This window comes from Gephyromycinifex aptenodytis (assembly GCF_012277275.1).
Lineage (GTDB): Bacteria > Actinomycetota > Actinomycetes > Actinomycetales > Dermatophilaceae > Gephyromycinifex > Gephyromycinifex aptenodytis.
The window spans coordinates 174444-185925 of the sequence record NZ_CP051155.1; the positions used below are offsets into that span (position 1 = coordinate 174444).

Annotated in this window: 12 protein-coding genes; 9 read left to right on the top strand and 3 right to left on the bottom strand. The window is 66.7% G+C overall.

Features of this window, described 5'->3' with window-relative positions; translation table 11 throughout:
* Positions 1-83 precede the first annotated feature (83 nt).
* The 5 genes from G9V96_RS15280 to G9V96_RS00745 are packed head-to-tail and all read left to right on the top strand — an operon-like array spanning position 84 to position 5003.
* Entirely contained in the window at positions 84-1160 is a 1077-nt protein-coding gene (locus tag G9V96_RS15280) for a lysophospholipid acyltransferase family protein (protein ID WP_168581319.1), read from the top strand.
* Positions 1138-2304 (top strand): MacS family sensor histidine kinase, encoded by a 1167-nt coding sequence (gene macS, locus G9V96_RS00730; RefSeq protein ID WP_168581320.1) that lies wholly within the window; start codon positions 1138-1140, stop codon positions 2302-2304. Before G9V96_RS15280 ends, macS begins: the two co-directional genes overlap by 23 nt.
* On the top strand, positions 2304-3011 hold the full coding sequence (locus G9V96_RS00735) for a response regulator (protein WP_168581321.1): 708 nt from the start codon (positions 2304-2306) through the stop codon (positions 3009-3011). Before macS ends, G9V96_RS00735 begins: the two co-directional genes overlap by 1 nt.
* A gap of 13 nt (positions 3012-3024) precedes the next feature.
* Entirely contained in the window at positions 3025-4356 is a 1332-nt protein-coding gene (locus G9V96_RS00740; protein ID WP_168581322.1) for a class II 3-deoxy-7-phosphoheptulonate synthase, read from the top strand.
* 50 nt (positions 4357-4406) lie between these two features.
* Entirely contained in the window at positions 4407-5003 is a 597-nt protein-coding gene (locus G9V96_RS00745; protein WP_168581323.1) for a molybdopterin-dependent oxidoreductase, read from the top strand.
* Positions 5004-5071: 68 nt separating this feature from the next.
* Here G9V96_RS00745 and pknB read toward each other — a convergent pair whose 3' ends face one another.
* On the bottom strand, positions 5072-7021 hold the full coding sequence (gene pknB / locus G9V96_RS00750; RefSeq protein ID WP_168581324.1) for a Stk1 family PASTA domain-containing Ser/Thr kinase: 1950 nt from the start codon (positions 7019-7021) through the stop codon (positions 5072-5074).
* A 129-nt stretch (positions 7022-7150) separates the two neighbouring features.
* On the opposite strand from pknB, the gene G9V96_RS00755 reads away from it, so the two are divergent.
* On the top strand, positions 7151-7552 hold the full coding sequence (locus G9V96_RS00755; RefSeq protein ID WP_226913358.1) for an Rv2175c family DNA-binding protein: 402 nt from the start codon (positions 7151-7153) through the stop codon (positions 7550-7552).
* A 19-nt stretch (positions 7553-7571) separates the two neighbouring features.
* Here G9V96_RS00755 and G9V96_RS00760 read toward each other — a convergent pair whose 3' ends face one another.
* Positions 7572-8657 (bottom strand): polyprenyl synthetase family protein, encoded by a 1086-nt coding sequence (locus G9V96_RS00760; protein WP_168581325.1) that lies wholly within the window; start codon positions 8655-8657, stop codon positions 7572-7574.
* Between the two features lie 63 nt (positions 8658-8720).
* Between G9V96_RS00760 and metF the strand changes: the two genes are divergently transcribed.
* Entirely contained in the window at positions 8721-9599 is an 879-nt protein-coding gene (gene metF / locus G9V96_RS00765) for a methylenetetrahydrofolate reductase [NAD(P)H] (RefSeq protein ID WP_168581326.1), read from the top strand.
* Between the two features lie 46 nt (positions 9600-9645).
* Here metF and G9V96_RS00770 read toward each other — a convergent pair whose 3' ends face one another.
* Complete coding sequence (locus G9V96_RS00770; protein ID WP_210424432.1) at positions 9646-10275, bottom strand: DUF4126 domain-containing protein; 630 nt, start codon at positions 10273-10275, stop codon at positions 9646-9648.
* Positions 10276-10640: 365 nt separating this feature from the next.
* Between G9V96_RS00770 and G9V96_RS00775 the strand changes: the two genes are divergently transcribed.
* Positions 10641-10934, top strand: a complete 294-nt coding sequence (locus G9V96_RS00775; RefSeq protein WP_168581327.1) for a DUF6504 family protein — start codon at positions 10641-10643, stop codon at positions 10932-10934.
* Between the two features lie 119 nt (positions 10935-11053).
* Entirely contained in the window at positions 11054-11482 is a 429-nt protein-coding gene (locus G9V96_RS00780; RefSeq protein WP_168581328.1) for an SAV_6107 family HEPN domain-containing protein, read from the top strand.

Genomic DNA, 11482 nt, shown 5'->3' on the forward strand with positions numbered 1-11482 from the left:
CTCGCACGGTTGTGGCTCGCCGGAGGACGCCGTTTGAGTGGGTGGGTGCCGTAGAGTCGCACCGGTCTGTTGAAAGGTGTGCCGTGCTGTATTGGGTTCTCAAGCTTGTCATTGTGGGGCCGATTGTGCGGTTCCTCTTCCGTCCGTGGGTCGAAGGCGCGCAACATGTGCCGGCCCACGGTCCGGCCATCTTGGCGAGCAATCACCTGTCCTTCTCGGATTCGATTTTCTTGCCGCTGATCCTTCCGCGCCGCGTCACCTTCCCCGCGAAGATGGAGTACTTCACCAGCCCCGGCCTCAAGGGCAGGCTGAAAGCGGCGTTCTTCAGAGGTACCGGGCAGATCCCCATCGACCGCTCCGGTGGCGAGGCGAGTCAGGCCGCGATGCGCGCCGGACTTGAGGTCCTGCGTCGTGGCGAGCTGTTCGGGATCTACCCCGAGGGCACTCGTTCTCCGGATGGACGGCTGCACCGCGGCAAGACGGGTATGGCGCGCCTGGCGCTCGAAGCCGGGGTTCCGATCATCCCGGTCGCCATGATCGACACCGACAAAGCGCAACCGACTGGGCAGAAGATCCCCAACATCGTGCGGGTGGGCGTCAGGTTCGCGCCCCCGATCGACCTGAGTCCCTACCAGGGCCGCGAGGACGATTACGACGCGTGGCGCGAGATCACCGATCAGGTCATGGCGGAGCTGGCCCGGCTGTCGGGGCGGGAGTACGTGGACGAGTACGCGGCCACCCGCAAGCAGCAGATCGCCGCTCGTGCCGAGCAGTTCATGGCTAACGCCAAAGCTGACGCTGCGGCTGCGCAGGCACGCGCGGAGGAACTCGTGGCTACGGCTAGGGCCGAGACGCTGGCGGCCACCGCACGTGCCCGGATAGAGACTGCTGCGATGCGGGAGCGGGCCAAGGTCGAGACTGCCGCGGTGCGGGAGCGGGCCAAGGTCGAGACTGCCGCGGTGCGGGAGCGGGCCAAGGTCGAGACTGCGGCCGTGCAGACCCGGGCCGAGGAGCTTGTCGGCAGAGTTACTCGTCGTATGAACACAGCCGGCGCAGAAGAGACTGTTGACGCGGACGAACTGGCGGCCACCGATGACGTGGTCGAGACCCCCGCCCCCCAGGTCCCCGGCGACGCCGATGGCCTCGCCCCGAGGCAGTAAGCGCCAGGTTCAGGTGCGGGTCCGCGGAGATGACAACCGGGTCTTCGCCGCCCTGTGGTCTGCCGTCGACCTGTACCGGGTGCTGGTGCTGGCCTATGTCATCTACCTGTACATCGCCCGGTTGGAGCACGTTGCTCACCCGCAGCGCGGCTGGTGGGTGCTCAGCGTGCTGGCGGTCTGGACGGTGTGCTCGTTGTTGCTACCCAACCGAGGGCGCTGGTGGTACGTAGCGGAGTTGGTGCTGGCTACCGCCGCAGTGCTGGCCACGATGGCCGTGGACAGCCGAGCAGTGATCCAAGCGGGAAGCCCGACAGTGCCAGGGATGTGGCCCGCGGCGACGGTGCTGGCGTGGGCGGTTCGGGGCGGTACCTGGGGCGGCCTGATCGCAGCCGGGGTGATCGCCGTGGCCGACCTCGTCCTCATCCAGACGCCCAACGCGACGACAATCCATCACATCGTCATCCTGCTGCTGGTCGGATCGTGTGTCGGCTACTGCGCCGACCTGGTGCGCCAGGGCTATTCGGCGCTGCAGGAAGCCCTGGCGTTGACGGCTCGGGCGGCTGAACGGGAGCGACTCGCGGCGACTGTGCACGACGGCGTCCTGCAAGCCTTGACGTTCATTAATCGACGCGGTCACGAAGTCGGTGGGGAAGCGGCGCAACTGGGCGATATCGCGGGGCAGCAAGAGCGGGTGTTGCGGGAGCTCATCTCGGCTCCGACCGCGCTGGAGCCAGCTCCCAGGACGCCGGGTGAAGTGGATCTGAGGGGGGTCTGCACGCCCCTGGCCGGGGAACGGGTCACCGTCTCGGTGCCAGCTGAACCGGTTCTGGTTCAGGCGGATCAGGCCGCTGGCGTGAGAGCCGCCATGGACGCGGCGCTGGAGAACGTGCGAGTGCATGCCGGGGCGCAAGCCCGCGCCTGGGTGCTGCTGGAGGACGAAGGGGACCACGTCATCGTCACCGTGCGTGATGACGGCCCTGGGATCGCTCCCGGCAGACTGGAAGCGGCTCGGGCAGAGAACCGCCTAGGCGTCGCCGTGAGCATCGTGGCTCGCCTGGAAGCGCTAGGAGGTAGCGCGCTGTACCGGCCGAGCCGTAGGGGCACCGTCGTGGAGTTGCAGCTGCCGAAGGAGAGCGTGCGCTGATGGCTATTCGAGTTCTGGTGGCAGATGACCATCCCATGTGGCGTGAAGCGGTCGAGAAAGACTTGATCGAGGCTGGATTCGAGGTCGTGGGAACGGCCTCGGACGGGCGGGCCGCGCTGGAGCGGACTCGAGCCACCCGTCCTGATGTGCTCGTGCTCGATCTGCACCTTCCGCTGTTGTCGGGGGCGGAGGTGGTGCGGGGGCTCAAAGACGCCCAGGTCGAGACTCGGGTGCTGATCCTGTCGGCCAGTGGCGCAGCCCAAGACGTCGTCGAGGTGATGAAGGAAGGGGCGGTCGGGTATCTGGTGAAATCCACCGGCCGTGAGGAGTTCTTACAGGCGGTGGCAGCAACCTCACGCGGAGAAGCGGTCTTCACCCCGGAGGTCGCAGGCCTGGTCCTGGGCGAATACGGACGCCTGGCCCGTCACGACAGCCGCGAACCGGCACCCGAACTGACCGCTCGGGAGAAGGACGTGCTGCGTTTCGTGGCAACAGGTATGTCCTACCGCGACATCGCCGAGACGTTGGGCATCTCACACCGCACGGTGCAGAACCATGTGCAGAACACGCTCGGAAAGCTGCAGTTGAACAACAGGGTTCAGCTCGCGCGCTACGCCGTCGCGCAGGGTTTGGCGCAGGACGACTCGGTTCCGGGGGCGGCTGCAGGTCCGTCATCCGGACCCGCGCCGACGCGCGCCCCCCGCTGATTACTCTGGAGACGTGACCTCGAACGCCCCTCTCACCTGGCCCGACCTCCCAGCTCGTCAACAACCGTCCTGGCCGGATGTTGACGAACTCGCCGAGGCCCAGAACACCCTCGCCTCCTACCCCCCGCTGGTCTTCGCGGGCGAGTGCGATGTGTTGATGGATCGTCTCGCCGAAGCTTCGCGCGGTGAGGCTTTCGTGCTGATGGGCGGTGACTGCGCAGAAACCTTCGCCTCGGCGACCGCCGACAACATTCGGGATCGGGTCAAGACGATCCTGCAGATGGCTGCGGTGCTCACCTATGGCGCCAGCATGCCGGTGGTCAAGATCGGCCGGATGGCCGGCCAGTACGCCAAGCCGCGCAGTAAGGACACCGAGGTGCGCGGCGGTCAGGAACTGCCTGCCTACCGCGGCGACATGGTCAACGACTTCGCGTTCGCGCCGCAGAATCGGCGGCCGGACCCGGCGCGGCTGGTGCGCGCCTACCACGCAAGTTCAGCCACTTTGAACCTTGTTCGTGCCTTCACCCAGGGCGGCTTCGGCGATCTGCGGCATGTGCACGATTGGAACCGCGGGTTCATCGCCAATCAGGCCAATCAGCGGTACGAACGCATCGCGCGCGACATCGACCGTGCCATCCGGTTCATGGCGGCGTGCGGGGCGGATTTCGAGGCCCTGCGTCGTGTTGACGTGTGGGCCAGCCACGAGGCCTTGCTACTGGACTACGAACGGCCGTTGACCCGCATCGATTCGCGCACCGGTCGCCCCTACGCCACCTCAGGTCACTTCCTGTGGGTGGGGGAACGAACTCGCGATCTGCACGAGGCGCACATCGACTTCGTCACCCGCATCACGAATCCGGTGGGCGTCAAGGTGGGGCCGACTGCCACGCCGGAAGACCTTTTGGCCATCATCGATCGCGTCGATCCCGACCGGGTTCCCGGCCGGTTGACGTTCATCACCAGGATGGGCCGAGACGTGGTGCGCACCAACCTCCCGCCGCTGCTTCGGGCGGTCAAGGACTCCGGTGCCTTGGTGACGTGGGTGTGCGACCCCATGCACGGCAACACTTTCGAGTCGGACAACGGTTACAAGACGCGCAGGTTTGAGGACATCGTCGAAGAGGTGCGGGGCTTCTTCGAGGCGCATGCCGACGCGGGCACCCACCCTGGCGGCATGCATGTCGAACTGACCGGCAACGACGTCACCGAATGCCTCGGTGGGGTCATGCATCTGGCGGACGCTGATCTGGAGCGGCGGTATGAGACGTTGTGCGACCCGCGCCTGAACCACCAGCAGAGTCTCGAACTGGCGTTCGTCGTCGCTGAGATGCTTGCTGCGCGCTGATCGATGAACCCGGTCGCCACGTGGTGCGGCGGGCGTCCTAGCCTGGTGAGGTGAACCACGATCCGGCTGACTTCGCTGAGCCGACCCCGCTGCCCCCGGGTCAGCGCAGCGCCCCGCTTCGGCCGCTGCACTACGGCCGGGTTCCCCGGTTGTCCTTAGACACCTGGTCGCTGACGATCGAAGGCGCCACCGCAGACGGGGGGATGACCTGCCTGCGCTGGGAGGACATCTGCGCCCTGCCGCAGATCGAGGTCGTGGCTGATCACCACTGCGTCTCTCACCGCAGCGCCCGCGCGTTGCGCTGGGGCGGGGTGCCGGCGCGCACGATCGTCGATCTTGCACCGCCGGCCGATGAGGCCCAGTGGTCACTTGTGTCCGCGGCTTACGGCTACCACTCCAACGTCACCCTGAATGATCTGCTTTCCCCGCGCGCACTGTTCGCAACGCACCTGAACGGGGAGCCGCTCCCGCCTGAGCACGGCTGGCCGATGCGTCTGGTCTTTCCGCATCTATACGGCTGGAAGGGCCCCAAATGGGTGATGAGCGTGGAGTATCTGGCGTCGCCGCGCCGGGGGTTCTGGGAAGAACGTGGCTATCACTTCACCGGCGATGTCTGGCGTGAGGAGCGTTACGCCCACCAGGAATGAGCGCCGCACCGGTCAACGCGGGTTGTATGCCGCTGTAGCGGCACACGGCTGACTGGGCTGAGGTCGACTCACACCACGTTCAGGACGACGGTTCCGCCGCGAGGGGCTCCCTTGCCGGCGGCCGGCACGGTGGAGTGCGCGGTGCCGAAAAGCCCGCCCGCGATGCGGTTGATCTTGACGCTGAACCCGGCGCTTTCCAGCGCCGCCTTCGCCTCCGCGCTGGTCTCACCGCGCACATTGGGCACCTTGACCAGGTCGGGGCCCTTGCTGACGGTGACGGTCACGGTGTCGCCTTTGAACAAGGTGCCATCGGCGGGTTGTTGACTCAGAACTGCGCCCTTGTCGATGCGAGAGCTGAATTCGGTCCCGGCTACGGAGATCTTCAGTCCGCGTTCTTCGAGCTCGGCTTGGACATCTTCCAGCGAGGTCCCGACCCAGTCGCCGACGGCTACCGGCTGGCGTCCCTTACTCACGGTCACCTTCACCGCGGTACCGGGTCTGAGGGTCGTGCCCGTGGCGGGCTCTGAGGAGATCACCTTGCCGGCCGGCACCTTCTCGCTGAAGGACGGAGTCTGGGCGCCGAGGCTGAGTTTGAGTTCCTTCAGGGCGGCGCCCGCCTGTGCGACCGTCATGCCGGCCAAGTCGGGGACGTCGTAGCGTTCCGGGCCCTTGGAGACCACGAGCAGCACCTCATCCCCGCGGCGCAGCGAACTGCCGTGGCTCGGGTCGGAGGCAATGACCTGGCCTCGGGGGACTTCTTCGGAGTAACCGTCTTCGACGTTGGGGCGCAGGTCCAAAGCGGTGAGGCTGTCTTGGGCCTGCACGCTTTGCAGACCGGTGAGCTCGGGTAGGACACGAGCCGAAGGCGGGCCGAAGAACCAGTAGCCACCTGCGGTGATCAGGGCCGCAGCGAGCAATAACAAAAGCACCAGCGGCCCGCTCCGCGCGCGTTTGCGCGGCGCCGCAGCGCCCGCGGACTCACCCGGTTCGACAACGGCTCGGGTGGGCGGGGCCGCGGCGGGTTTCGCCGTGCTCGCTGTTGCGCCGTGCGCTCGGGGGATGACCCGCGTGTGGCGCTTGATGGTGCCGGTGTCATGCCCCGGGGCCGGTGTCTGGCCTGCCTGCGTGGGGGCTGCCGGTTCGGGTCGGCGGTCGAGGACCTCATCGGGCAGGGTGTCCAGCGCCGCCCGCACTCGCTCCAGCAGGGCCCCCGCAGTGCTCGGTCGGTCCGCCGGGTCGCGTTGGGTGGCCCAGGTGGTGATGTCATCGAGCTCGGGAGGCAACGCCGCGACGGCGGCTGAGGGCGGTGGGACAGTGCCGTTGACGTGCTGCCAGGCGATGTTGATGGGGGTGGGGCCATCGACTGCCGGACGCCCCGTGAGCAGCTCGTGCAGCAGCAACCCGACCGCGTACAGGTCGCTGCGCTCGTCGGCGCTGCCGTGTTCGACTTGTTCGGGGGACAGGTAGGCGACGGTGCCGAGCAGTGGGCCGCTCAAACCCGTGGCGGTGGTCGCGGTGACGGCGCGGGCTAGGCCGAAATCGGCCACCTTCACGTGTCCGTCTGCGGCGATGAGAACGTTTTCGGGCTTGATGTCACGATGCACGATGCCCCGGGCATGGGCTGCGTTCAGCGCCGAGAGCACTGCCTCGGTCACCTCGAGGGCCTCTCGTGGGGTGAGCGCCCCGACCTGGCGCAGCCAGGCGCGCAGCGTTCGACCTTCGACCAGCTCCATGGCCAGGAAGACGATCTTGTCGTCCTCGCCTTGGTCATACACGGCCACGGCGTTGGGGTGGGTGAGTCGGGCAGCTGCGCGGGCCTCGCTGCGGAAGCGTTCGACGAATTCTGGGTCGCGGGCGAGCTCGGGCCGCATGATCTTCAGGGCGACGTCGCGATCCAAGCGGGTGTCGAGCGCGATGTAGACAGAACCCATCCCGCCGTCGGCGATGTGCTCGCGCACCAGGTATCGCCCGTCGAGCGTTCGGTCGACGAGTGAGTCTTCTTGCGGGGCGTAAGCCACGGCCGCAGTCTAGGCGGGCAGCTTGGGCTGCGGCCCGAACGGCACGCCAAGCCTCCGGTTCGGGTCTTGTGGTCGACCGCTGTGCGGGTCCTGGTTCATCTTGCTCGGTACAGGTGGCACCCTTGGGGCGTGAATCTTCTCGACGAGGGCGGCGCCGCCGCCGACGACCCCATTGTCCATCTCGATTCCCTCGTCCCGGAGTGGCTGACGGTGCCGGAGGCTGCCGAACGCCAGGGGGTGGCGTTGTCGACTGTGCGAACCCAGATCAAGGAAGGCCAGCTCGTTGCTGTGCGACGGGGGCCCAACAAAGCGGTCTACATTCCCGAGGTTTTCGTCACGCAGGAAGGTCCGCGGCCAGAGCTGCCCGGAACCTTCACCGTCTTGACCGACGGTGGGATGAATGACTGCGAGCTTCTCACCTGGCTTTTCACGCCCGATGAGACGCTGCCGGTGCCGGGCAGTCCGATGGATGCGCTGCTGGCCGGGCACAAAACCGAGATCCGCAGGCGCGCCATGGAGACAGCTTTCTGATCCATGGCGCGCCCGAGTTCTAGGTTTCTCTGGCCGTGGCCAAGTCGATGAGCGCCTCGAGCGCTTGACGTCCTTCGCCGCTCAAGCCGGAGGTGGCCTCCAACTCGGCCCGGGCGGTGTTGGTGTCCTCCTGGATCATCTCTTCCAGGCGCTGGGTCGCCCCGGAACCGGAGATGATCGATCGAAGTTCATCGATGGCTGCATCATCCAGGTCGGGCGTGCCCAGGCGGCTGGTCAGGATGTCGGCCTGGGCCGACGTGCAATCACGCAGAGTGAGCGCCACCAGGACGGTGCGTTTTCCTTCACGTAGGTCATCGCCGGCGGGTTTTCCGGTAGCTGCCGGGTCGCCGAAGACGCCGAGTAAGTCATCGCGCATCTGGAATGCCTCGCCCAGCGCCAGGCCGTAGCGGCTCAGGTGGGCGGCCTGTTCGGCCGGTAGTCCCGCAGCCCGGGCGCCGATAAGCAACGGCTGCTCGACGCTGTACTGGGCGCTCTTGTACTTGATGACGGCTCGGGCGCCATCGATACGTTGAGCGGCATCCAGGTGATCCCAGCCGCGCACCGATTCCAGCACGTCCAGGAACTGCCCGCCCATGAGTTGGCTGCGCATGGTGTCGAAGACGGGCCGTGCCCGCTCCATCTCTTCGGGGTCCCAACCGCTGGTAGCCATCATCTCGTCGCTCCAGACCAGGCAGAGGTTGCCAGCCAGGATGGCTCCGGCCACACCGAACCGATCGGCGTCTCCGGACCAGTCGAGGTCGCGGTGCGTCGCCGCCAACACTTCGTGGGCGGTCGGGCGCCCGCGTCGCATGCGGCTGTCATCCATCACGTCGTCGTGCAGCAGAGCCGCAGCCTGGAACATCTCCATAGCGGTCGCGGCTCTCAGCGCGGCGTCGGTGTTCATGCCGCCGGCTGCTGTGTATCCATACGAGCAGAAGGCGGCGCGAAGTCGCTTCCCGTCTCGAAGCAGGGAAGCGATGGCGTCAACGAGCGGGTCGATGTCAGCGCCGAGGGCGGCGAGCCCTTGGCGCTGGTGAGCGAGTTCCGCGTCAATCTCGTCTTGCACACGTTGACGGAAAGAGGTGAGGTCGAGCGAATGGGACAACTGTGCCTCCCGGATCGTGGCTCCCCAGAGCCTACGTTGTCGAAGGGCTCTACGCTGACCCGCATGCTCGACTCGTGCCCCGGCTTGCCGGAACTCATCAACGCCTCGGAACCTTCATTCAGTTTTGAGTTCTTCCCGCCCAAAGATGACCGTGCTGAAGCGGCCCTCTGGGAGGCCATTCGCCGCCTCGAACAGGTGAAGCCGACGTTCGTGTCCATGACGTACGGGGCGGGTGGCTCGACACGGGATCGCACGATTCGGGTCACCGAACGCATCGCCCAAGAGACCACCTTGACTCCGATGGCGCATCTGACCTGTGTGGGGTCTTCTCGCGATGAGCTGCGGGAGGTGATCGGCCAGTACGCCGGGGCCGGCATCCGCAATGTGCTGGCCCTGCGCGGGGACCCCCAGGGTGGGCTGGGTGCGCCCTGGGAGCGGCATCCGGAAGGGTTGGACCACGCGGAGGACCTGGTGCGGCTGCTGCGGGAGTTGGGGAGTTTCACGGTTGGGGTCGCTGCCTTTCCTGACAAGCACCCCGAATCGCCTGACCTGGATCACGACGCGGACATTCTCGTGCGCAAGGCGGACGCGGGGGCCGATTTCGCGGTGACCCAGTTCGTGTTCGATGCCGATACCTATCTGGCACTGCGGGATCGGGTCGCAGCCCGGGGTAGGGCACTACCGGTAATTCCAGGGCTGATGCCGGTCACCAGCTTCAAGCAGGTCTCGCGGATGGCGGAGCTGTCTGGGACGCCGCTGCCGGAGGCAGTGGTGCGACGACTTGAACCGCTGGCCACAGAGCCCGCGGCGCTGCGTGCCGAAGGGGTGGCCATCGCAACCGAACTGGGTCGCAGACTGCTCGACGAAGGCGCTCCCGGCCTGCACTTTTACACGATGAACCGCTCCACGGCGACGCTAGAGGTGTTTGCCAACCTGGCCTGATGCGGCCCGCGGTCTTGGCCTCTGGTTGGTGCTGGAGCCGCTCTGATCAGTCGTGGAGGTATTCGCCTTGCGGGGCGGCCGGAGCCCACAGTCGGCCACCTCGCCAGTGCGCCAGACGACGATGCAGACGCCGAACCCGGGAGATGAGCAGGAAGGCAATTGCGATGGTCACCAGGAGCAGGGTTCCGGCGATACCGGCGGCGATCATCGGCTGGGCCAACGCCAAGCTCAACACACCGGCCACCGTGAGGTCTTCAGCTGTACTCACGACGATGTTGCTGACCGGCTCGGGGGAGGCGTTGACCCCCAACCGTGTTCCGGCTTTGGCGGTGTGACTGGTCAACGCGGTCAACGCCCCGGCCGTCGCGGCTAACGCAGTGGGCACACTCGCGGTGTCGTGGGCCAGCAGGTAGCCCAGCACACCGCCGACGGCTGGGCGGATGAGCGTGTGGATGGAGTCCCAGGTCGAGTCGATGTAGGGGATCTTGTCGGCCACCATCTCGATGAGAAAGAGAATCCCGGCGACCACGAGCACATCGGTACGCATGAGGGCAGCTGGCACCGCCTCCGCGCCTGCGAACCGGCCCAATAGACCCAGCACGAGGACCGCAGCGTAGGCATTGATGCCACTGGCCCATCCTGAGGTGAAGGTCAACGCGGCGATCTCGGGTCCCACAACGACTCCTTGGTACAGGCACCGTGGCAGCCCGGTGCTGGTGGGTGGCGCTCTGACGTGCTCGCAGCGGCAACCGGTGCGAGGGGAAGGGTATGCCCCCGCGGCCGAAATGCGCCTGCCTGGCGTATCTCAATCCCGCCGTGGGTGGGCCCATCAGCAGGATCAAACGGCGCGCCGGCAGCCTCGAACAGGCCTCTGAACAGCGATGTCCACATCCGCCCAATCGTTGTCGGAGCTGCGGTGTAACTTACTCTCATCGAACACAAGTTCGATGTACGAAAGTTCGATCGAAGCTGCCTGTGACGCTCCCTGCCAACGAGGCGCGGGGCCGGCGTCATCGGCCCCGGACGGTGAGGGTGAGGCTAATGCGCAGGTACGACACCGCAGTCGAAGTGGAGACGAGTGCCGACGACGTTCCGGTGCGTTTCTCCTGGCACGGGCGTCGTTACGACGTTGTCGAGATCCTCGAGCGTTGGCGAGCCCGCAGCGCTTGGTGGCGCGACGCGCTGGACCCCGGGCGCGGGCTGTGCGCCCTGCAGTTGGAGAACCTCGAAGAACATGTGTGGCGGGTGAGCGCGCTGCGCGCCGCCAACGGCTCGGTCGGGGTCTACGACCTGGCCCGGGGCCGCGGCTGGCGACTGCTGCAAGTCGCCGACTAGGCACCTCATTTCGCCACCGCAGGACGTCAGCAGCCGTTGAGTCCTCCTCTTCTCAACCCCCTCGCGCAGCACACCCCGCAGCACCCCTGCGCTTTCCCCCCATCTGCCAGGAGACGGCGATGTCGAGTATCACCAGCACAGCGACGACCACGACCACCTTCGACCTACTCGATCGGGCGCGTGCCACCCTTCTGCAAGCATGCTGGGCACAGACGACCACCGACCGGTACTGCGCGGCGCACCTGGCTGCGTTGCGCGCCGCTGCTGCTCTCATCAGCGCCCGCATGAACCGCCGGGCTCCGTTGGGGCATGCATGGTCCCATCTGGCAACCCTGGCTCCAGAGTTCAGCGAGTGGGCGGACTACTTCTCCCTAGCCGGTGAACGACGACTCCAGTTCGAGTCCGGCGCAGGCACGGCGCTGCAGCGAGAAGCCGACGACCTGTTGCGCGCGGCCGAGACATTCCATGGCCTGATCCTGGCTGCCCTCGGCCTCCCCCTGGAGTTCTCTCCTGACGCCAGCGCCCTCGCTGCCGTTGTTCGAGGGTGA

Excerpts from the sequence above, each read along its gene's own strand:
- macS (WP_168581320.1), top strand. The coding sequence starts at position 1,138 with ATGGCCTCGCCCCGAGGCAGTAAGCGCCAGGTTCAGGTGCGGGTCCGC.
- G9V96_RS00735 (WP_168581321.1), top strand. The coding sequence starts at position 2,304 with ATGGCTATTCGAGTTCTGGTGGCAGATGACCATCCCATGTGGCGTGAA.
- metF (WP_168581326.1), top strand. The coding sequence starts at position 8,721 with ATGCTCGACTCGTGCCCCGGCTTGCCGGAACTCATCAACGCCTCGGAA.
- G9V96_RS00775 (WP_168581327.1), top strand. The coding sequence starts at position 10,641 with ATGCGCAGGTACGACACCGCAGTCGAAGTGGAGACGAGTGCCGACGAC.
- G9V96_RS00780 (WP_168581328.1), top strand. The coding sequence starts at position 11,054 with ATGTCGAGTATCACCAGCACAGCGACGACCACGACCACCTTCGACCTA.